At 28.9% G+C, this 22778-nt stretch carries 22 protein-coding genes; 6 read left to right on the top strand and 16 right to left on the bottom strand.

Annotation, left to right across the window (positions count from 1 at the left end; translation table 11 throughout):
• Positions 1-5: 5 nt before the first annotated feature.
• The 4 genes from crcB to WAO74_RS07685 are packed head-to-tail and all read right to left on the bottom strand — an operon-like array spanning position 6 to position 2505.
• Complete coding sequence (crcB, locus tag WAO74_RS07700) at positions 6-377, bottom strand: fluoride efflux transporter CrcB (RefSeq protein ID WP_422160943.1); 372 nt, start codon at positions 375-377, stop codon at positions 6-8.
• Positions 377-1342 (bottom strand): DoxX family protein, encoded by a 966-nt coding sequence (locus tag WAO74_RS07695; protein ID WP_422160941.1) that lies wholly within the window; start codon positions 1340-1342, stop codon positions 377-379. Before WAO74_RS07695 ends, crcB begins: the two co-directional genes overlap by 1 nt.
• Before the next feature lie 3 nt (positions 1343-1345).
• The gene (locus WAO74_RS07690; protein ID WP_422160939.1) at positions 1346-1921 is read right to left on the bottom strand and encodes a hypothetical protein; all 576 of its coding nucleotides are present in this window, start codon (positions 1919-1921) and stop codon (positions 1346-1348) included.
• 50 nt (positions 1922-1971) lie between these two features.
• Positions 1972-2505: a DUF1599 domain-containing protein gene (locus WAO74_RS07685; RefSeq protein ID WP_422160937.1), complete on the bottom strand. Its 534-nt coding sequence runs from the start codon at positions 2503-2505 to the stop codon at positions 1972-1974.
• Between the two features lie 83 nt (positions 2506-2588).
• On the opposite strand from WAO74_RS07685, the gene WAO74_RS07680 reads away from it, so the two are divergent.
• From WAO74_RS07680 to cdaA, 4 genes are all read left to right on the top strand, one after another.
• The gene (locus WAO74_RS07680) at positions 2589-3170 is read left to right on the top strand and encodes a TIGR00730 family Rossman fold protein (protein ID WP_422160935.1); all 582 of its coding nucleotides are present in this window, start codon (positions 2589-2591) and stop codon (positions 3168-3170) included.
• Complete coding sequence (gene folP / locus WAO74_RS07675) at positions 3171-3995, top strand: dihydropteroate synthase (protein WP_422160934.1); 825 nt, start codon at positions 3171-3173, stop codon at positions 3993-3995.
• A 292-nt stretch (positions 3996-4287) separates the two neighbouring features.
• The gene (locus WAO74_RS07670) at positions 4288-4893 is read left to right on the top strand and encodes an ExbD/TolR family protein (RefSeq protein WP_422160932.1); all 606 of its coding nucleotides are present in this window, start codon (positions 4288-4290) and stop codon (positions 4891-4893) included.
• Between the two features lie 51 nt (positions 4894-4944).
• Positions 4945-5721, top strand: a complete 777-nt coding sequence (cdaA, locus tag WAO74_RS07665; protein WP_422160930.1) for a diadenylate cyclase CdaA — start codon at positions 4945-4947, stop codon at positions 5719-5721.
• A 4-nt stretch (positions 5722-5725) separates the two neighbouring features.
• On the opposite strand, the gene WAO74_RS07660 is transcribed toward cdaA, so the two are convergent.
• Both WAO74_RS07660 and truA read right to left on the bottom strand, forming a co-directional pair.
• Positions 5726-7492 carry an ABC transporter ATP-binding protein gene (locus tag WAO74_RS07660; RefSeq protein WP_422160928.1) on the bottom strand — a complete coding sequence of 589 codons (1767 nt, stop codon included), beginning with the start codon at positions 7490-7492 and terminating at the stop codon, positions 5726-5728.
• Positions 7493-7495: 3 nt separating this feature from the next.
• Positions 7496-8221 carry a tRNA pseudouridine(38-40) synthase TruA gene (truA, locus tag WAO74_RS07655; RefSeq protein ID WP_422160927.1) on the bottom strand — a complete coding sequence of 242 codons (726 nt, stop codon included), beginning with the start codon at positions 8219-8221 and terminating at the stop codon, positions 7496-7498.
• Positions 8222-8284: 63 nt separating this feature from the next.
• Here truA and WAO74_RS07650 point away from each other — a divergent pair, with 63 nt between their 5' ends.
• On the top strand, positions 8285-8782 hold the full coding sequence (locus WAO74_RS07650) for a metallophosphoesterase family protein (protein WP_422160926.1): 498 nt from the start codon (positions 8285-8287) through the stop codon (positions 8780-8782).
• Here WAO74_RS07650 and WAO74_RS07645 read toward each other — a convergent pair.
• The 4 genes from WAO74_RS07645 to WAO74_RS07630 all read right to left on the bottom strand — a co-directional run bounded on the left by WAO74_RS07645 (position 8757) and on the right by WAO74_RS07630 (position 12986).
• Entirely contained in the window at positions 8757-10424 is a 1668-nt protein-coding gene (locus WAO74_RS07645; protein WP_422160924.1) for a tetratricopeptide repeat-containing sensor histidine kinase, read from the bottom strand. The genes WAO74_RS07650 and WAO74_RS07645 overlap by 26 nt on opposite strands.
• 157 nt (positions 10425-10581) lie before the next feature.
• Positions 10582-11259 carry a hypothetical protein gene (locus tag WAO74_RS07640; RefSeq protein ID WP_422160923.1) on the bottom strand — a complete coding sequence of 226 codons (678 nt, stop codon included), beginning with the start codon at positions 11257-11259 and terminating at the stop codon, positions 10582-10584.
• A 353-nt stretch (positions 11260-11612) separates the two neighbouring features.
• Positions 11613-12278 carry a response regulator gene (locus WAO74_RS07635; RefSeq protein ID WP_422160922.1) on the bottom strand — a complete coding sequence of 222 codons (666 nt, stop codon included), beginning with the start codon at positions 12276-12278 and terminating at the stop codon, positions 11613-11615.
• Positions 12279-12554: 276 nt separating this feature from the next.
• Entirely contained in the window at positions 12555-12986 is a 432-nt protein-coding gene (locus WAO74_RS07630; RefSeq protein ID WP_422160920.1) for a DUF4293 domain-containing protein, read from the bottom strand.
• A gap of 194 nt (positions 12987-13180) precedes the next feature.
• On the opposite strand from WAO74_RS07630, the gene rho reads away from it, so the two are divergent.
• A complete protein-coding gene (rho, locus tag WAO74_RS07625; RefSeq protein ID WP_422160919.1) occupies positions 13181-14824 on the top strand; it encodes a transcription termination factor Rho in 1644 nt (547 codons plus the stop codon).
• Between the two features lie 154 nt (positions 14825-14978).
• On the opposite strand, the gene WAO74_RS07620 is transcribed toward rho, so the two are convergent.
• The 6 genes from WAO74_RS07620 to WAO74_RS07595 all read right to left on the bottom strand — a co-directional run bounded on the left by WAO74_RS07620 (position 14979) and on the right by WAO74_RS07595 (position 22610).
• Complete coding sequence (locus WAO74_RS07620; RefSeq protein WP_422160917.1) at positions 14979-17069, bottom strand: peptidylprolyl isomerase; 2091 nt, start codon at positions 17067-17069, stop codon at positions 14979-14981.
• Positions 17070-17190: 121 nt separating this feature from the next.
• Positions 17191-18456: a hemolysin family protein gene (locus tag WAO74_RS07615; RefSeq protein ID WP_422160915.1), complete on the bottom strand. Its 1266-nt coding sequence runs from the start codon at positions 18454-18456 to the stop codon at positions 17191-17193.
• A 219-nt stretch (positions 18457-18675) separates the two neighbouring features.
• Positions 18676-19239, bottom strand: coding sequence for an LPS export ABC transporter periplasmic protein LptC (lptC, locus tag WAO74_RS07610; RefSeq protein ID WP_422160914.1), 564 nt, complete (start codon positions 19237-19239; stop codon positions 18676-18678).
• A 3-nt stretch (positions 19240-19242) separates the two neighbouring features.
• The gene (locus WAO74_RS07605; protein ID WP_422160912.1) at positions 19243-20580 is read right to left on the bottom strand and encodes a tetratricopeptide repeat protein; all 1338 of its coding nucleotides are present in this window, start codon (positions 20578-20580) and stop codon (positions 19243-19245) included.
• Between the two features lie 15 nt (positions 20581-20595).
• On the bottom strand, positions 20596-21885 hold the full coding sequence (locus tag WAO74_RS07600; protein WP_422160910.1) for a hypothetical protein: 1290 nt from the start codon (positions 21883-21885) through the stop codon (positions 20596-20598).
• A complete protein-coding gene (locus WAO74_RS07595) occupies positions 21882-22610 on the bottom strand; it encodes a type III pantothenate kinase (RefSeq protein WP_422160909.1) in 729 nt (242 codons plus the stop codon). Before WAO74_RS07595 ends, WAO74_RS07600 begins: the two co-directional genes overlap by 4 nt.
• Positions 22611-22778 lie beyond the last annotated feature (168 nt).

Below are 22778 nucleotides of genomic sequence, written 5' to 3'. Positions count from 1 at the left end.
ATGATTTATATAAACTTAACAACATACATTCCTGCAAAAACAGCTAGAAAACCAATTACAAAACTTGCAATTGTGTAGAAAGCAAAAGAGGTAAAATCTCCCGATTTTAAAAACACGTGATTTTCATAAGCAAAGGTAGAAAAAGTTGTAAAACCTCCACAAAAACCTGTGGCTAAAAATAAAGTGTGATTTTGTGAAATGGCATCATTTTTTGCTGCATAGCCTAAAATTAAACCTATTAGTAAACTTCCTAAAATATTAGCTAGAAAAGTTCCATAAGGAATTCCGTTTTCTGAATTGTTTAACCATTTACCAATTAAAAAACGTAAAACACTTCCAAAACCTCCACCAATAAAAACGAGAATTATACTTTTCATTATAAATCTAAATCATCAATATCTACCCAATTTTTCTTATCTACAACTGTTCCCTTGTTTAAAATCATAATTCCAGGATTGGCTCTAATCATTGTTTTTAAAGTAGTTTCATCACAGAATAGAACTTCGAAAGAAAGTTCATAATTACTTTTTGTTAATTCTATTATATCTGCAAAAGAAGCAGAAACTCCGTAAACTTTATATCCCTTACTTTTAGCTTCTTTTTCTAATTTTTTAATTTCAACAAAAGCTTCTTGATCAGATTTTTCTAAATTAGACATGATAATTAAAACTACTTTGTCCATTTTTAGAATTTCTGGAGCTAAATCATTTTGAGAATCCTCCAACATAAAATCGTGAACTGGAGGTATTTTTCCATCATTTTGATACTCCATTCCTTTAGGGATATTTTTACCAATGGCATAGGCTCTAAAATCGATAATTGGTAAATGATTTAACACATAATAAGTTACGATGCTAGAAATTAAAAGCGATACAATTACAATTAAACCAGGATTTGCTTTTGGTAAAATTGGCTTTATAAATTTTGTTCTTTTACCACCTATAAAGAATATTAAAATGGTTAAAATAACATCTTTACCAAAGGTTTGCCAAGGAGTTAATTTTATAGCATCTCCAAAACAGCCACAGTCTGTGACCTTGTTATAATAGGCTGAATACCAAGTTAAAAACAAGAATAAAAGAATCATTATTTTTAAACAATTAATCGTAAATTTTGCTTTCCAACCTACTAATAAGGCAACCCCTAAAACTATTTCAGAAATAATTAAAAAGATGGCAAAAGGCAGTGCATAAGGAATTAAAAACTCCAAGTTTAAAACTCCCTCAGAAAAGTATTCTTCGAACTTGTATTGAGAACCAATTGGGTCTACCAATTTTACAAAGCCAGAAAATATAAATAAGGCTCCTACTATGATTCTTGTAATTTGGACTAGTAATTTCATGAATTATTTTTTTAGCTTTTTAAAGTAAAATTCGTTTTGATAGATATAATGTAAAGAATATATTAATCTAACTTTTATATCTTTAAAGTTATAATTTTTATAATGAACGATAAGATTCGAACTTGCATTTGGTGATAAAAAATCATTTACAATTACAGTAGAAAAATGATAATCTTCAAAAAAAACATTTTGTTTGGATAGTTTTTCTAAAAACTGACCATATTTATCGTAACTTTTAATATTAAAAAAATCATATTGTTTATCCTTTTTATAAGTATCTTGTATAAATCCAATATCCCAAAAGCTATCAAAAAAAATAGTATCTAAATTTGAGTATAATTTTTCTTGCTTTTTATAATCAAAAGTATATACCCGATGTTTATCAAGTAGTCTAATAGAATCACTTCTCAAAAAACTTTTATAACGTTTTTCAGTATTTACTTCTTTTGTTTCTTCTAACATTTGACTTTCAAAAAATAGAATTATCTTTCCTAACTCTACTATTTCTTTATCGTTAAAAAATTCAGAAACAACACTATCTGCCTTTAACTCTCTGTTAATAATATGTTTTTCAGTCATGCAAGTTGTAAGACTGAATAGAACTATTAAGCAAGTTAAAATTTTCATATCTATCCCAAATGTATCATCGCAAAAACTGCATAATTAATCATGTCTTGATAATTGGCATCAATTCCTTCAGAAACCAATGTTTTTCCTTTATTATCCTCAATTTGTTTTACGCGTAATAATTTTTGTAATATTAAATCTGTTAAACTAGAAACACGCATTTCTCTCCAGGCTTCACCATAATCATGATTTTTATTTAGCATTAAATCTTTAGTTATTTTGCTATGTTTATCATATAAAATAGTTGCTTCTTCCGAGCTTAAATCTGGGTTGTCTACAACGCCTTTTTCTAACTGAATTAAGGCCATAATCGAATAATTAATAATGCCAATAAATTCAGATTTTTCCCCTTCATCAACTTTTCTTACTGCATTTTCTTGTAACTGACGTATTCTTTGCGCTTTTATAAATATCTGATCTGTTAAAGATGGTAAACGTAAAATTCGCCATGCAGAACCATAATCAGACATTTTTTTTATAAATAAACTTCTGCAATCATTAATTACAGCATCATATTGTTTTGAAGTATCTTGCATTTTCAATCAAAAGTATTTGCGTAAAAATAGTAAATCTTAAACGCAATTCTTTTATTTTTACCATGAATTTATAAATCTACTTAATGAATAGAATTGTTGTTTTTTGTGGCTCGAGTTTAGGTTTTAATCCCGTTTATAAAGAAGCAGCCAAAGAACTTGGCAATTACTTTGCTAAAAATAATATTGGTTTGGTTTATGGTGGAGGAAAAATTGGAATGATGGGTATTTTGTCGGATACAATTCTTGAGCAAAATGGCGAAGTAATTGGTGTAATTCCTAAATTATTAGTCAAAGAAGAAGTGGTTCATTCTGGAGTAGAAGAAATGATTGTTTGTAAAAAAATGAGCGAACGAAAAGTAATAATGAGCAAACTCGTAGATGGTTATATTACATTACCAGGAGGTTTTGGAACTTTAGATGAACTTTTCGAAGCATTAACTTTAGGGCAATTGCATATTGAGCAAAAACCAATTGGACTTTTAAATGTGAATGGTTTTTTCGATGCTATTTTATTACAAATCGATAAAATGGTGGAAGAAGGTTATGTAAAAGCCGAAAATAAAAAATTATTGATTGTAGAAAATTCCGTTGATAAATTATTAGAAAAAATGGACAAGTACAAAGCTCCAAAAATTACTCACGTAATTCATAAAGTAGTTAGATAAATGACCATAAATTGCAAAGGAACCTTAGTAGATTTATCATCACCCAAAGTAATGGGTATCTTAAATATTACTCCAGATTCTTTTTTTGATGGTGGCAAATATAAAAACGAAAAAGACATTCTTTCTCAAACAGAAAAAATGCTTTTAGAAGGTGCCACTTTTATAGATGTTGGTGCTTATTCCTCTAGACCTGGAGCTAAAAATATTTCTGAAAAAGAAGAACTGCAAAGAATTCTTCCTGTAATCAATTTACTAATAAAACATTTTCCTGAAATCATTATTTCTGTGGATACTTTTAGAAGCAATGTTGCCAAAGAAACTATAAATGTTGGTGCTGCAATTATCAACGATATTTCTGGTGGAATTATGGATGCTAAAATGTTCGAAACTGTTGCCAATTTGCAAGTTCCATATATTTTAATGCACATGTTAGGAACTCCACAAAACATGCAGAAAAATCCTGTTTATGATGATGTTACTAAAGAAATTATCACCTTTTTTGCAGAACAGATTTTTAAATTGCATCAACTAAAACTAAATGACATTATTATTGATGTTGGTTTTGGTTTTGGAAAAACCATCGAACACAATTTCGAATTGCTTAAAAATTTATCACTTTTTAAAAGTTTGGACGCTCCAATTTTAGCGGGTATTTCTAGAAAATCGATGCTGTATAAAACCTTAGATATTTCTGCACAAGAAGCTTTAAATGCAACAACTTCTGCAAACACAATTGCGCTTATAAATGGTGCCAATATTTTACGTGTGCACGATGTAAAAGAAGCTGTAGAAGCTGTAAAAATTGTAAATCAACTTTCTTTTTAGAAGCTATTTCCTGCTTGGAATTTATCTTGAGTGAAATCGAAAGGCTATATCTTTTTACTTCTGTTCTCTATACAAATTTGTTCATTCTTCACAAATTCCCTCGAACTGACAGCAAAAAGGATGTCGTTTCAATCAGGGCTAAACTTGTTTGCCAACTAATTTTATCAAAAAAACTTGGCATTCTTTTTGTTAAAGAAATGTTAATAAACTAAATCAACCTACTCAAACTTTACGAAACTTCTTGCTTTTTTCGAGAAGGAAAAATTTTTATAAACTTTAAAAACTAGTAATCATGAGTAGAAAAGAATCTCCAGAAATTAATGCTGGCTCCATGGCTGACATTGCATTTTTATTATTAATCTTCTTTTTAGTAACCACAACTATGGATGTAGAATCAGGCATCTATAGAAAAATCGCTGAAAAACCAGAAGATAATTCAATAATAGATATCAAAGAAAAAAACATTTTAGAAGTAAATATCAACTTTAAAAATGAACTTTTTGTTGATGGAAAAACGTTATCCATAAAAGACCTTAAACAAATTGGCATCGATTTTATAGACAATGGTGGTGGTTTGGGCATCAATAATAAACCCTGCAGTTGGTGTGAAGGAAGTAGAAACCCAAGTTCTTCAGATCATCCTTCAAAAGCATTTATATCTATCAAAACAGATAGAAATACAAACTATGAAACCTACATTACTGTTTTAGATAATTTGAATAGTTCTTACACTTTTTTAAGAAATAAATTGGCTGTAAAATTATACAATCGAAATTATGTAAGTCTTTTAGAGGATTATAAAAAAACGAATTACAAAGACAAATCTTTGGAAGAAAAAATTAATTCAATTCGAGATAAATATCCCCTTTTATTGTCTGATGCAGAAATTAAAAACTGATTCTCATTTCCGAAATTTATTAGTACTTTTACGTAAAATCAATCCAATTTAATGTTAGATTTTGTTGAGTTTTCTTTTTTAGATGTGCTAGATATTTTGCTAGTGGCAATATTGCTCTACTATATTTACAAATTATTAAAAGGTACTGTTGCTATCAATATTTTTATAGGAATTGCGTTTATTTTCATCATTTGGAAAATTACGCAAGCCTTAAAAATGGAGATGTTAAGTGGAATTTTAGGCTATTTACTTTCTGGTGGAGTTATTGCTTTAATTATTGTTTTTCAGCAAGAGATCAGAAAATTTCTTTTAATGATTGGTACTACCAATTTTTCTAGCAAAAGAAATTTTTTAAATCAGCTTAAATTTTTACGAACAGAAATTAGTTCTGAAATAGACACAGATAAGATTTTAAAAGCTTGCGCTAACATGTCTAAAACGAAGACTGGTGCTTTAATTGTTATTGAAAGAACCAATAGTTTAGATTTTTTAATTAGTAATGGAGATGCAATGAATGCGCAAGTAAATGAGATTATTCTAGAAAGTATCTTCTTTAAAAATAGTCCATTGCATGATGGAGCAACTATTATTAGAGATAATTATGTGGTTGCAACCAGGGTTATTTTACCAATTTCTGATAGCACAAAAATACCAGCAAGATTTGGTTTAAGACACAGAGCTGCTATTGGTGTTAGCGAAAAAACGGATGCAGTTTGTCTTTTAGTATCAGAAGAAACTGGCGAAATTTCTTACATTAAAGATGGAGAATTCTCTCTATTCAATACTTTAGAGGAGTTAAATGATAAAATAAAAAATGATTTAATGTAGTTTCTTAAGAAGCTACCTCTAAACTAAACTGCTTATCATAAAGGTTTTTGTAATAGCCATCTTCTTTTTCAAGTAATTCTAAATGAGTCCCTTTTTCTACAATTAAACCTTTGTCCATTACAATAATTTTATCAGCTTGTTTAATGGTGGCCAATCTGTGTGCAATAACAATTGAGGTTCTATCTTTTGTAATTGTTTCAGTGGCATATTGTATCATTTGCTCTGCATGTGCATCTACAGAAGATGTTGCTTCGTCTAGAATTAAAATACTTGGCTTACTTACATAAGCTCTTAAAAAAGCAATTAATTGTCTTTGTCCAGAAGATAACATGGCTCCTCTTTCTTTTACATTATAATGATACCCATCTGGAAGTGTCATAATAAATTCGTGAATACCAATTTGTTTTGCTGCTTTTTCTACATCTTCTAAAGTAATGTTCTCATTTTTTAAAGTGATGTTATTTAAGATAGAATCTGAAAATAAAAATACATCTTGTAATACAATAGCTACTTGATTTCGTAGACTTTCTAAAGTATAATTATCCACTGAAATACCATCAATAGAAATGCTACCAGAATCTATTTCATAAAAACGATTGATTAGATTGATAATCGTAGATTTTCCTGCACCAGTTGCACCAACTATGGCAATGGTTTCTCCAGATTTTACTTCTAAAGAAATTCCTTTTAAAACTTCTTCGTCTTTTACATAACTAAATCTTACATCTTTAAAGCTGATGTTTCCTTGAAGATTATCTGCTTTTATGGTACCATTTTTTGCAATACTGCTATCTGTATCAATCACTTTAAACACACGTTCTCCAGCAACAATTCCCATTTGTAATTGATTAAATTTATCTGCAATTTGCCTTAAAGGCCTAAACAACATTTGTGCAAATTGAATAAAACCCATAATCATACCTACAGAAATTCCTGAATTCTGAATCGCTTGTCCCCCACCAAACCAAACAATTAAACCAATTCCTATAGATGATAAAATTTCTGCAATCGGAAAAAAGATAGAAAAATACCAAATTGTTTTTATGTTCGCTTTTTTGTGCTTATCATTAATTTCTTTAAAATTTTGATATTCGATATTCTCTCTATTAAAAAGTTGCACAATTTTCATTCCTGTAACTCGCTCTTGCACAAAACTATTTAAATTTGCTACTTGGTTTCTTACCTCTTGAAAAGTAGCTTTTATGGCCACTTGAAAAACTTTCGTTGCGTAAATTAAAATGGGTAAAATAGATAAAGTGATTAATGCCAGCTTCCAATTTAAGAAAAGCATAATTGCAGTTACAGCTATCATTTTAAGTAAATCACTTAAAATGGTAAAAACGCCATTACTAAAAAAAGCTGCAATGGTTTCTATATCAGAAACGACTCTTGTTACTAATTTTCCAACTGAATTTCTATCAAAATAAGACATTTTAAATTGTAAAATGTGCCTAAAAATTTTAGCTCTTATATCTCTAATAATATGCTGTCCAACCCAATTTGCATAATAAATAAATATAAATTGAAGTAAGACTTCTATTAGCAAAATAACCAGCATCAACATGGTATAATTTAATAAACCAACTTTGTCTTTAGACAACATGTAATCGTCTACAGTATTTATTAAAATGTAGGGTGATAAAACTGAAAATAAGGCAAGTAAAATGGTTGATGATGCTGCTATGAAAAAATACAAACGATAACGTTTTGCAAAACCCATAAGTCTTGAAAATATTTCCATATCGAATGCATTTCCTGTTTTTTCTGCCAAAATTTAATATTTAATATTCGTTAAAAATAATCCTTTCGCAGGGACCGACAATCCTGCATTGCTTCTATTCTTGCTTTCTATAATTTGTCTAAAATCTGCTACCGAAATTTTACCATTTCCAACTTCCAACAAAGTTCCAACAATGGCTCTCACCATATTTCTTAGAAATCTATTTGCAGAAATATAAAAAGTTAATTCGTTTTCTTTTTGTTCCCAGAAAGCATCTGTAATATCACAATTAAAAGTATACACTTCTGTTTTTACCTTAGAAAATGTTTGAAAATCTTTATATTCTAATAGTAATTTTGCTGCTTCATTCATTAAATTAATATCTGGTTTTTGTGAATGGATTTGCCAAGAAAAATCTAACAAAAACGGATTTCTACCCAACCAAATTTTATATTCGTAACTTCTAGACAACGCACTGAATCTTGCATGTTTTTCATCATCTACCAAAAAAACTTGCTGCACAGAAATATCGTTTGGTAAAATAGAATTTAACTTAAAAACCAAATCTCCTTCAGGTTTTTGCTCAATATCAAAATGTGCATACATTTGCGTTGCATGAACTCCTGTATCTGTTCTTCCTGCTCCAACAACTTGAATGTTTTCTTGAAAAACTGTGCTTATGGCATCATTTAATTTTTCTTGTACAGAAATTACTTTTGGCTGAATTTGCCAACCATGATAGTTTTTTCCATTGTAAGAAAGTTCGATAAAATATCTCAAGAAAACTTATTTTTGAAGTCATCAAAATTACGAAATTTATTTTGTAATCCTTATTTTTGAAGTGTGAAGAAAATCTTATTATTATCAGATACCCACAGTTTTATTGATGACCAAATTTTAAAGTTTGTAAAACAAGCTGATGAAGTTTGGCATGCAGGAGATATTGGCGATTTATTGGTTACAGATACCCTGAAAAATCTAAAACCTTTGCGTGCAGTTTTCGGAAATATTGATGACAAAGATGCTAGATTAGAATTTCCTTTAGATAATAAATTTTCTGTGGAGGATATTTCTGTTTGGATGACTCATATTGGTGGTTATCCTAATAAATACAACCAAAGAATTCGAGAGGAAATAGCAACAAATACTCCAAAAATATTTATTTCTGGTCATTCGCATATTTTAAAAGTTCAGTATGATAAAAAACTGGACTTACTGCACTTAAATCCTGGTGCTGCTGGTAAACATGGTTTTCATAAAATTAGAACTATGCTTCGTTTTCAGTTGGAAAAGGGAGAAATTAAAAATATGGAAATTATAGAATTGGAGAAACGTAGCTAGTTTCTTCTAATTTTACAACAGGAATCTGTATCTGAATTTTAGTGCCAATATTTTCAGATGAATCAATTAAAAAAGTACCTGCCAACATTTGAATTCTGGCATTAATTTGGTTGATTCCTAAACCATCTTTATTTTGAATATTAGCTTTATCAAAACCAACACCATTATCCGTAATTTTTAATATAATTTTTTCATTCTCTTCCTGCATATAAATGATAGCCTCAGAAGCCTTACTATGTTTTATAATGTTATTGATCAACTCTTGAAGTATGTTATACATTTTAATTTCGAAACTCTGATCATATCTTCCTATGTTTTCTATTTGAGCAATAATTTTTAAATCGGAATTCGAGTACTTTTCTGCAACGTCTTTAACCGCAAATGTTAACCCAAATTTTAACAATACAGAGGACACTAAATTGTGCGATAAATCTCTAATTTTATCAGAGGCCTCATTTATAATTTGCTGAGTTTTGTCTATTTCAGGTGGTATATTTCCGTTAAATTGTTTTCTTGTGGCCTGTAAATGAAGGTTAGCAGATGACAGTAAAGCACTAACATTATCGTGTAAACTTTCTGCAATTTGCTTTCTTTCTGACTCTTTTCCATTAATGGTTGCATCTAAAATTCTAGCTTGAGAATCTGATTTTAATTTTTCTAAATTTTTACTCTGAGTTAACTCAGTTTCTTTGAGTTTTAATTCTAGATTTTTTCTACGAATATCAAAATATCCAATAACCACTAAAAGTGAAATAAAAATTAATAAACCAAAAAAAGTTAAGTTTTTAGCTTTATCTTTTTCCTTTAAAAGTTCAACTTCTTGTTCTTTTTCTAAAAGTTCTTTTTTGGAATCAAAATTATATTTCATATCCAATTCCTCAATAATTCCTCTAATTTCTTTATCTCTTAAAGTATCTTTAATATCATAAGATAGTTCTTGATAAGTATATGCTTCATAGTCTTTTAGTATATATAAATTATATGCCAAGTTGAAATATAGTTTTTCTCTAATTCTTAATGCTCTATCATTATTTTCATATTTAATTAAATTGAGAGCTTCTTTATATGTTGTTTTGGCTTTATCGTAATCTTTTTTTTCTAAATATATACTAGCTAAATTTCCTCTAGCTGCTGCCTCAGAAATTTTATTATTCAATTTATTATGAATACTTATTGCTTCTAAGGCATACGTTTCTGCCTTATTATAAATAGAATCTTGCATATAAATTCCTGAAAGTGTAGATAAAGCCATTGCTTTATATGTCAAAATTTCTTTATTTAAACTGTTAAATTCTAATAGTTTGGTATAATAAATTTTTGAAGAATCTCTATTTTCTATTTTAAGATATTCATTACCTAAGTTGATATAAATTTTACTTAAATCAACATTTTCAAAATCTAGCTTTTTATCTTTTTCCAGAGATTCATTACCATATATAATTGATTTTAACGCCTTTTTATAATAATTAATTGATTTTTCATGATTATTGTTATTTCCAAATATCTTTGCGATTAGAATAGATGTTTTATACCGAGTTTTATCATCAATATTTTGTTTTAAAAGATGTAAAGATTTTTCTAGAGATTCCGTATATTTTTTTTCTAGAAATAATTTCTCGATATCTAGAAAATTTTTATTCACTACAGTATCTTTTTTTTGATAAACAAAAAGAGAAGCCTTTATAATAAAGGCTTCTCTTTTTGTTCTTGAATATGCTGTTGTACAAAATATAACAACAAATAATAATATAAAGACTTTTTTTGATTTCAAAAAATTCATTTAATATTCAACAAATTTATTAATCAGAATCTATAATAATAACTGGTTTTCTTATAGCACCAGCTTCACTTCCTTTCCCACTTACATTGGCTATGTGATTCACAAAATCAATTTTTAAAACTTCACCCTCTTCTTTTTCAAGCGTTCTAGTATAATTTGCTGCAGCATTTGCGCCAGATTCTAAATGAACTTCATAGGTTTTTATTTCTTCATTGTATACAAAAGATACGTTCGAATTACTTTTTACACTAAAATCTAAACCAAAAGTACCATCTTCATTACTTGTTATGCTGTAAGAGTCTAAAAGAGCTATATCTGTAGACTTTTTATTAAAAGAAGTAATATCATCTGTAATAGAAATATACTGTTTTTTATTTACGTTGTTATCTACAAAACCTATTCTTAATTGACTGTTATTAATAGATAGATTTTCGTCGTAATTCCTTTCTGTTTGATTATTTGTCGAATATAAAGAAAATTCTTTTAAATTAGTTTTTGTATCTACTACTTTATCAACTATGGCATTTTCAGATAAATTAAAATCAACAGAATACGCTCCTGTTGCGTCTCTTTTTACCTTGTAGGTTTTTAAAATTTTAGAATTTTGTTCTTGTGGTAACATTGTTTCTTCTGAAGAACAAGAAGAAAAAATTAATGACATTGCTGTTGCAAATACTGCTAGACTCGTTTTTTTCATGGTTAAAAAGTTAAGGTTATAATTAATGTTTAATGTTTACTGTTTAAAAAGTATGTCTAGCAATGTGTATAACAATTATTCTTGTGAGAATGTTAATCGACATCTTTGGGGGAAATAACCATGAAATAGCTAAAGATTCGAAATATTGCTGCTTCTAAAAATAGTTGGGGGAAAATTTTTGTTTTTTTAGAAACTATTGCTAGACCTACTTTATTTGTTAATATTTATTTTAATTTTTAATACTGATAATTCTTTTTGATTGTTTTTTAAAAAGTAGGCTCACAAGATATGCAACGATTCGTTTTGGGGGGATTACTTATCGAAATTTTATTCATATACAATAGTTGGGGGAATTATACTATTTTATATTTTATAGCATACAATGCTAAGCCTACTGAATTTTTTACTTTTATTTTTCTTAATAAACTTTTTCTATGTGTTTCTACTGTGCTTGGTGTTATATTTATTATTTCTGCTATTTCTGGTGTACTTAATTGTTTTGTTATTAATTTTAAAATTTCAACTTCTCTCTCTGTTAAAGCTTCTATCAAAAATTTATCTGGAATATCTCCATCTGGCATATCTTGACCTGAAGCAGATTTAATTAATAAATTTCGAATATCGTCACTAAAATATTGCTCTCCTTTTGCAACCGCTTTTATAGCATTGATTATATGAGCTCCAGCATTGTTTTTAGTAATATAACCTCTACAACCCAATCGAATCATTTCTTGAACAATTTTGATATCATTATAACTAGATACTATAATAGTTTTTGGTCTAATCTTATTTTCTTTTAAAAATTTGACAACTTCAAGACCGTCTAAAACTGGCATTGTAATATCTAAGATTAAAACATCTGCTTTGTTTTTTTTAATACTAAACCAATCTATAACTTCCTTTCCTGTTAAAGAAAAACCTTTAACTTCTATATCATTATCGGTATTTATAACAGCGATAATACCATCTATTACTATTTTATGGTCGTCTGCTACGTGAACGTAAATTCTTTTTCTCATTGTTATGTTACAAATTTAGGGTGGTTAATAAGTTCTCACAATACCTGTTTATGGTGAAATTTTCGTCTACCTGTTTCCAGGTAGACATCTACCTGGAAACAGGTAGACGTTTTTTTTTATATTATTGATTATCAATATTTTAAAAAAATTTCAAATCTACTTTTTTTGCTTCATAAATGTACTAAAAAAAAAATCGAAGAAAATAAATATTCTAGAAATGCAAAAAACCGAGAAAATTCTCGGTTCTTTTCGCACTAAATATACTATTTGTTAGAATTATCTCAATCTGTCTACAGATTTCACGAGATCTTCATCCTTTTTAATAGCTTTATTTGCCAAAACAATAAGCAAAATAACTAAAATCGGTAAGAACATCCCAATACCTTTCTCAGAAACTAACGCTTCTCCAGATAATGTTAGAGATAGATAAATCAATAACCCTAATAAAAAAAGGTTAATCAAAATTATAATTCGGCCAAGCACAAATTGTAATTTTCTGTTTTTAAACAGAAATATAGTTACAAATGTTAATATGGCTGATGCAAAGAACATTAAAGGAATTACTTTTAAAGTAATTTCTTCTTTCGAAAACAAATTTACAACAAAAATTTTTTCTTTAATAGAATTCCATAAATTAAACACAAAAATTAAAGCCCCAGAAGTTATTGCAGCTAAAAATAAGTATATGGTTTGTATTCTTTGAATCATAGTTTTAAAACTAGTTGCAAAAATAGAATTTCTTTTTTAATAAGAAAACTTCCATATTAAAAAAAAAGTATATATTTGTCTCAATAATAACCTCATCGTTTATATTGTATAGTACTATATGCAATAATTAAAAACCAAGAAAAGTAATTTTATTCATCTTAAAAAATTTAAGATATAACTTAATCATAAATTAAATGTTCGAGATTTCTGAACTGAAAGCAAAAACTCTTGCTGACTTGCAAGTTATTGCAAAATCTATTGGGCTTTCTAAAACTAGCCAAGTAAAAAAATTAGACCTTGTATATCAAATACTAGATACACAAGCTGCAAACCCTTCTTCTACGGATCAAGTAGAAAAAACTTCAGCCGCCAATAAACCTAAGGTAGAAAAGCCTAAAAGAAAAAGAGTTGTTAAGAAAACTGAGAATGAAAGTTCTAAAGTCGAAGTTGAAATACCGGTTATTGAAAAAGAGGTTGAAGTTAAAAAACCTATCAAAAAAAATATTCCTACTCCAAAGGTAGTTATTAAAAAACCTGTTGAATCTAACCCTGAAACTTTAAAAAAGCCTGTTAATCCTCAACAGAATAAAAATCATCCAAAAAATAATACTCATCAAAATAGTAAAACGAAGAGTAAAGACCCAAACCAAAGCAATACTAAAAGTAGTACGAATTTAAATAGACATAAATCTGGAAATAGATACAGAGATCCAGATTTTGAATTTGATGGAATTATAGAAAGTGAAGGTGTTTTGGAGATGATGCCTGATGGTTATGGATTTTTACGCTCTTCTGATTATAATTACTTATCATCTCCAGATGATATTTACGTATCACAATCTCAAATTAAATTATTTGGTCTGAAAACTGGAGATACTGTAAAAGGTAATGTTAGACCACCAAAAGAAGGTGAAAAATATTTTCCATTAATTAGAGTTTCTAAAATTAATGGTTTAAATCCTAACGTTGTAAGGGATCGTGTTTCTTTTGAGCATTTAACGCCACTTTTTCCGCAGAAAAAATTCAATTTAGCAGAAAAGGGTAGTTCTTTATCTACAAGAATCATCGATTTGTTTTCACCTATTGGAAAAGGACAAAGAGGTATGATTGTTGCACAACCGAAAACAGGTAAAACCATGTTACTAAAGGATATTGCAAACGCAATTGCAGCGAATCATCCTGAAGTATATCAAATTGTTTTATTAATTGATGAAAGACCTGAAGAGGTTACAGACATGCAAAGAAGTGTTCGAGGAGAAGTTGTTGCTTCTACTTTTGATGAACCTGCAGATAAACATGTACGTGTTGCAAATATTGTTTTAGAAAAAGCAAAACGTTTGGTAGAATGTGGACATGATGTGGTTATTCTTTTAGATTCTATAACTCGTTTGGCAAGAGCTTATAATACAGTTGCACCTGCATCTGGAAAAATACTTTCTGGTGGTATAGATGCAAACGCATTGCATAAGCCAAAGCGTTTCTTTGGAGCTGCAAGAAATATAGAAGGGGGTGGTTCTTTAACAATTATTGCAACTGCGCTTACTGAAACTGGTTCTAAAATGGACGAAGTTATTTTCGAAGAATTTAAAGGAACTGGGAACATGGAACTACAATTAGATAGAAATATTTCTAACAGAAGAATTTATCCTGCTATCGATTTAATTAAATCGTCTACTAGACGTGATGATTTACTATTAGATGATAAAACCCTTCAAAGAATGTGGGTTTTAAGAAAGTATTTAGCTGATATGAATCCTATAGAAGCGATGGAATTTATTAACGATAAAGTTAAGTTTTCTAAAAATAACGATGAGTTTTTAATTTCTATGAATGGATAATTAAATCTTACCTTAATTAAATAAAAAAGACCTTTTTTGAGAAATCGAAAAAGGTCTTTTTATTTATTCAATTTTAAAAGAATAGACAATGTAGCAAACAAAAAAAATCGTTCAAAACTTGAACGATTTTTTTAAAATTTATTGAAAGCTAAAATTAGTTAGCACCATACATTATTGCTCTATTATCTTCTATTTCTGAAGCTTTCTTAATTGCTTCATAGATTTTAAATGTTGAGCTTTTTCTAGTTTGTGCTATTCTTTTTCTGTTAGCATCGTAATTAGGTAATGCTGTTGGCATTTCTTTATTCGTAACTTTAAATGCATAAACACCTCTAGAACCCTCTATTGCTGTATAAATTTTGTTTAGTTCTGCGTTATACATTGCTCCTACCACTTTAGGTTCTATACCAACTCCTGAAAGTGCAGGGTTTTTTAAAGTTACATTATTAGTGGTACTAACTGCTGTTTTATTAGCGGCAGCAATACTTTCTAAACTATCACCTTTTAATTTATCTTTAATTAAGTCTGCTTTCTTTTCTTGTATTAAAATTGGTCTAACAGTTGCTGTTGCTTTATCAACAGACATTAATCCTTTTTCTTCTGAACTGGTAACAAAAGTAACCACATGTTTACCTTCCAAATCAAAACGTTTAAAATCTCCTATTTTAGTTTCTTTATCAAAAGCCCAACTAACAATTTGTCTTTCATTTCCAAGACCAGGAACATTTTCATCTAAGGTTTTTAAACCAACAGCTGGTTTTGTAACATAATTATTTTTAGCAGCAACATCATCAAATTTACCTTCTTTAGAAATTGCTAATGCAAATTCTTCTGCTTTTCTAAACGTTTCGTTTTCTGTTGTTTCAGAAGGCACAATCTGTCTGCTAAAAGTTGCTAATTTTACTACTTTCTGATTATTTTTTTGATCATCAATTTTAATGATATGAAATCCAAAAGGACTTTTTACAACATCTATATCTCCTTTTTTATTTTCAAAACTGTAATCTCTAAAGGCTGGTGTCATTCTATCATAAGTAAACCAATCTAAATCACCTCCTTTTTCTCCTGAACCTGTATCTGAAGAAAATTCTTTTGCCAAATCTGCAAACTTATTTTTATCTCCTTTAACAACAGATAAAAGACTATCTGCCATTTTCTTAGCTTCGTCTTCAGTTCTTGTAACCTCTGGAGCAACTCTTTGAGAACCAACAAAAGGTATTAAAATATGGCTAGCTCTTACAGAATCTGGCATTTCTGTAACTGCAGTAATTTTAGATACTTTAAAGAAATCTTTGTCTTTGTATGGCCCAACTATATCTCCTTCATTACCTGCATAAATTTTATCTGCAACTTCTTGGTTTAGTGCACTTTTAAATTGATAGTTGGAGTTTAAACCAGTATCTGAATTATTTTCTGATAAGAAAACAGCGTTATCTGAAGTTTTCTTAAAATCTTCAATTATAGAAGCTACATCATTCTTAATTATTTGTTCGTCTTGTGGAGTAGCAATTATATTAAACTCAACATAAGAAATATCTCTAGAAGCCTCTATTTTAAACTGTTCTTTATGGTTATCTATATAACTTTGAACTTCAGACTTTTTAATAGTAACTAGGCTATCTGCAATACTTGTATATGATACATAAACAAACTGTGCGTTTAATTTTGTGTTTTCTATAAAATACTCAGTTTCTCCTTCTTTTAAAGAAGCTCCTAAACCTGCAGTTATTAAATTATTAAAAGTATCTCTCTCTGCATTGTCTCTAATTTGATTCATGTATGAAGACCATTGAGACCACAATTGAGATTTATTTTCTTTCTCGGTTGCTAAAAATTGTTTGAATTTTGCTTCATCAAATAAACCTACTTCATTTTGATATTCAGGATTGCTTTGCACAAAAGGAGCATTTACAATCTCATTCCAAATATCTGCTTCACCAATAGAAATACCTGCTTCTTCTAACTGATTAGAATAGATTTTTTTTCTAACAATGTTGTCCCAAACTGTTTTAGCAGCTTGCATTTCAGAAACTCTACCTCCAGTTTGTTGTTTATAACTCTCTAATTCATTTGCAAATTCTTGTGTAGAAATAGATTCTCCATTTACTTCTCCAACTTCATTTACTTTGCTCGAATTAAAAAAATCACCAAGTGTAGATGGATCTAAAACGAAAGCAAAAAGTGCTAATCCTATAATGATGATTAAGAACATTGAACGTTCTCTAATTTTTGATAAAACTGCCATACTTATTTATTTATTTTCAGTGGGCGAATATACGATTTTTGGATTTAATATTCCAACCCATTTTTTACTTATTCAGATGATGTTCTATCTTTAGTTGAAGAAGTTATTTTTATAATGAAATTTAGTCTTCTTGATCAGAAATTCTAAGAGAAACTTCATCAATTTTTGCTCCACTCATTTTTATAATTTTTATTTCAAAATTTTCGACTTCAATCAATTCTTTTTCTGATGGAATATTCTCTGTATGTTCTATGATATAACCCCCTAAAGTTTCGTACGCTTCAGATTTTGGAATATTTAAATCGTATTCTTCATTTAAATAATCGATTTCCAATCTTGCCGAAAAATTAAATTTATTTTCGCTAATTTTTTCTTCTAAAAACTCTTGAGAATCATGTTCATCTTCAATTTCACCAAATAATTCTTCAACAATATCTTCTACAGTTATCATACCAGAAGTTCCACCATATTCATCTACAACTATAGCAACACTTTTTCTTTTTTTTATTAGTGTATTCAAAATATCATTTATCATCATAGATTCTGGAACGAGTTCTAATGGTAATAAAATAGACTTTATAGTTTTAGGTTTCTTAAACAATTCGAACGCATTTACATAACCAACAACATCGTCTAATGAAGTTTTATATACCAGAATTTTAGAAAGCCCAGTTTTTATAAAGGTGTTTTTTAAATTGGTAACCGTTTCATGTATTTCTACGGAAACTATTTCAGTTCTTGGAACCATTACTTCTCTTGCCTTTAAGTTCTGAAAGTCTAAAGCATTCTGAAAAATCTGAATTTCAGAATCCATTTGATCATCATCATTACCTGTTTCTAGCTGTTCGTTAATATAGTTACCTAATTCTTCTTTGCTGAATTCAGTTTGCTGCTCATCTGCATTTGTTTTAAAAAAAACACGCAAGAAGAAATCTGAAATTTTTGTAATAAATTCAGAAAAATAATGAAATAAATTAAAGAAAATATATGCAGGTAATGCAAATAATTTTAAAACCTCATTTGCATATATTCTAAATATGGCCTTTGGTAAAAACTCTGCTGTAACTAATATTATGATTGTGGAAATAATAGTTTGAATAAATAAAATTGAAAATTCGTTAAAACCCTCTATTGGAAGAATTCTTATTAGAAATTTCCCCATGTAATAACTATAGATTACTAGCGAAATATTATTACCCACCAACATTGTGGTAATAAATTTTGATGACTTCTGAGTAATTTTTGTAAGAATTCTAGGTATAAAACCTTCTCTTTTTTTCTCTAACTCTATGTGCATTTTGTTCGCAGAAAAAAACGCTATTTCCATGCCAGAAAAAAAAGCCGACAGCAGAATTGATACTACTATAATAATGAGTTCAATTTCCATTAAGAGTATAAAATTCTATTTATTTTGATTGTTTCTTTGTGTAACTTTTTTTCTAAAATGTCTTTTAAAGAAAAATACTAAAGTAATAAAAATAGCAAAGCCAAGAAAAAAATATGCTCTTTCTCTATCAATATTCCATCGAATAAATACTTCTATTAAACAGATAAAAGCAATCATTAAATATCCATACTGAAAAAATTTCCAAATTTTATTCATAATTTAATCTTCTAATGTTTCTAATTTTCCTACTGTTTTTTTTGCTAGGTGTTTTGTTAAATCGTCTTTAGATTCGAAACCAATACCATAAATGGTGTCGCTATCTTTGGTTAGCTTAAATGCTTTTTCAGATATAAAGTACTTGGTTTTTTCATCCCAAAATAACTGTTCTGTTTCCAACCTAGATTTATCCTTATGATTAATAACCACTACGTTTCCTATAATTTCAGAGATAGATGTTCTGGAATAATTTAGAGCAAAATCTCCAGTTATAGTTACAGAATCTATTTTATTGGTAAAATTAATAATTTTTATTCCATCAGGGAACTTACTGTAAGGATGTGCGTTTCTATTACTAAAATCTAACATTAATGGTGTGATTAATTTCGAGGTAATCCTTCCAGAATCTTTATAAACATGATAAACATCTTTCGCTGTGCCAACTGGAAGGTTTTTATCAACTAAAAAATCGCGCACTTTTTTGCTATCATTAGAACAAGAAAAAAGCACTACTATTCCCAACAGAACAGCAATGCTTTTTGTTATTTTTTTAAAAATTTTAATCATTTTCTAATCACTTGATGCCACTCTTACAGTTTCACCAATCCAACATTTTATAGTGTAAGATTCTCCAACTTTTGCGCCTTTTGTAAATATAACCTTTTTACTTGGTAAATTAGCTCTATAACTTGCAGCATATTTATCTGCTAAATTAGAAATACTTGGGTCTACATTACCAGCAATTTGAGCTTGTCTTAAAGCTGCAGCATACACCATTCTTTTCTCGAACTCATCTGTACCACAATCGTTTACACTAGATTGATATGCACTTGCAATTAATAAATAAGCCTTTCCATAATTAGGATTATATGTTAATGCCTCTCTTGCTAAACTTTTTGCTCTAGAATATTGTCCTCTAGATTTTGCTTGTTGAGCAAATTTTAACTTATACTTTGCTTTCTTTAAAGGATCTGTTTCCAATTCAAAGGCTTTGTCTTTCATTTCTGCAGCTCCTTTAGCATCTCCATTTTTCTCCAAAATACCTGCATAAAAAGAATAAGAATCTGCAGATGGTGCTGCTTCTGCATAAGCTTTCGCTAATTTCTCAAATAAAGGATCTTCTTGGCAATCTTTATTAAACAATCTAGAAACTGCTCTTCTTAACCAAACTGAATTGCTCTTATTTTCTTCAAATTCTTTATCGTAAAGAGGCACTAATCTTTCGCAAGTAGCAATTTCAGATATCATATTATCCAAACCACCTTCGATTTGTCCTAAAGCCCTAGAATTAATTTGATACGCATTTAAATTTCTTTTTTCTCTACTATCTAAAACCCTAGTAGAATCTTTCGTTAATTCATTAATTTTATTTGTATAATCATCTAATTTTTCTCCAACTGACTCTATTACGTCATCATAGGTGTCAAAAACTTTTTGAGGATTTACATCTTTATATTTATCTGTAATTCCTTGAAAATACTTATAAATATTTTTCACGCCCATATCTTGAGGAGAAATCGCATACGCTTTTTCTAAAAGAGCAAAAATTTCTGCATCTGAAGCTAAATTATTATCAGCTAAATAAGTTGCATAGTCACTATGTAATTTTGCTGGGTCTTTATCTGGAAAATATTGTAGTCTTTGCTCATAAACCCTTTTTGCCAATGCAGGCTCTTTTCTAATATCTTCTGCAAGTTTAGAACCATATTGATAAATACTTACAGACAAGTCTTTACAATTATCCATTAGATAAATCCAATTTTCATAAGCGTCATCATACTTTTTTGACTGATAATCACCTTTAAAAAGATTGTATTTTATAATACATTCTTGGTTTGCATCTTGAGCATTAGTTTTTGCAGTTGCTAAAAGCATTATTACTGCTAATAAAAACGTTATTTTCTTCATTTTTGTAGTTTTTTATTAATCGATTTTTCTTTTTACGAACCAGTTAACATCTGTCAAAGATAAACTTAATCTAAAATTAAAATAATTTTCTTCTATTAAATTGTTTTCTGTGGTTCCTCTTTTACCAAACTCAAATCCCATGTTCACTGTAGATAATCGTTTCAGTGGTAGACCTAAACCAAAAGATATGCCAAAGTCTTTAATTTCTGTAAAATTTGTATTATTTCCAGAACCATCCACTAGCAGACCTGAGTTTTCAAATCGCATACCAGCCCTGTATGTAACTCTATCCCAATAACTTGAGATGCTATTTACTTTCGGCAAAAAGAATCCACCAATAGAAAATCTACTAGATGCTCCATATCTAAATGCACCATTTGTATTTGCTAATAAACCTGTAGTTGAGATAGCATCTTGATTTTCGTACTCTAAACCTGCATACCATTTATCAAATTTACCTAAACCAATTCCTAAAGTTGATTTTAATGGAAAATTAAATTTACCATCTATTTTGGTAGTTGAAATTGTATCTCTAGGGTTTTCAAAACCTGAACCTGAAAAAGCTATTGAGTACAAATAGTCATCACCAGTTACATTAATTTCATTACCTAACTTAAAAGTAGCCCCAGCATTCAGCATTATTTTATTTTTCAATTCTTTTTGGTATTGAGCACCAAGCTTTACAGAACCTCCTCTAACCACACTAATTTCGTCATATTTAGTCGCTAAAGAAACATTTGCTCTTTGGTTAATGATGCTATTACTAACATTACCAAAACTAAAGTCTGCTTCAATACCCAAGGATAATCCTTTAAAAGTTTTTATACCAAAACTAGAGTAAATTCTATTAACCCCTCCATTACCAGAAAAAATTGATAATTCAGTAATATCTCCATTTGCATCTGACAGTGTATTGGTTAAAGAGTAACCTATTGAAGATACAGGTTGCATACCTACAGATAAACCAGCGTTTTCTCCTAAAGATAATGCTAACGCTATATAAGACAAACTGGTAGAAGTACTTTTTTGTTCTGAAATACCACTTTTAACTGTTAAATCGTTATTTAAAATCCCAAAACTATAGGTAGTATATCTTAAATCTGCATATGCTGCAGGATTTGTGAAATTTAAATATTTATAATGGCTAAAAGCAACACCTATGCCTCCCATTGAACTTTGCTCTACTGTAGTTGGGTTAAATTCTTCTCCAAGACCAAAATAAGAGTAAGGAGATGAATTTGTTCTTTGTGCTAAAAGAGTAATTGAACTACATAGTAAAAAAGTTACTAAGATCTTTCTAATCATTTGTTTTGGTTAAAAATCAATATTTCATTTAATCCTTCAAGGAGAAAATTTTGATTGGCAAATATGCTACTTTTTAATTGCTTTGACAAGAAATTTGTATCTCCCCCTGTTAAAACAATTGTTAAATCTAAATATTTTTTTTGATATTGACCTACAACACCATCTATTTCCTGAACCACTCCATTTATAACACCTGAATGAATGCTTTGTTCTGTTGAATTACCAATAAAACTTTTAGGTTCATCGATGTTTAATAAAGGTAATTTAGATGTAAATTTTTGTAATGCTTTATATCTCATTTCTAAACCTGGAGAAATAGCACCTCCAAGATATTCTGAACTGCTGTTTATAAAATCAAAAGTAATACAAGTCCCTGCATCAATTACTAAAACATTGCTTTTTGGGAATTTTTTTACTGCTGCAGAAACTAAAGCAATTCTATCCACGCCCAAAGTATTGGGTGTTGCATACAAATTCTTAAAAGGGATTTTAAGAGTAGCGTCAACCACTAAAATTGAAGTATATTCTTTGAGTTTATCAATCTGTTTTAAAGAAATATTGGATACACTAGATATAATGGAAGATGAAATTGGCTGATGTTTTAAAATTTTTTTTACTTCAGATACAATTTTATTTTTTTCAAAAATAAATAATTCTACAATGTTATGTTGTTCAAAAACAGCAGCTTTAACTCTTGAATTACCAACATCTATAACTAGATTCATATTTTATTTTTTACAAAATTCAAAAATACAATAGATTTTTTTAAATTTTCTGTAGTAGATGTAAAAAAACATTTTATATTTGCATCCGCTAAGGCAATGGTACCTTAGCTCAGTTGGTAGAGCAAAGGACTGAAAATCCTTGTGTCCCTGGTTCGATTCCTGGAGGTA

The sequence above is a fragment of the Polaribacter sp. genome (assembly GCF_049276715.1).
Lineage (GTDB): Bacteria > Bacteroidota > Bacteroidia > Flavobacteriales > Flavobacteriaceae > Polaribacter.
This window is presented reverse-complemented; position numbering and strand designations above follow the sequence as displayed.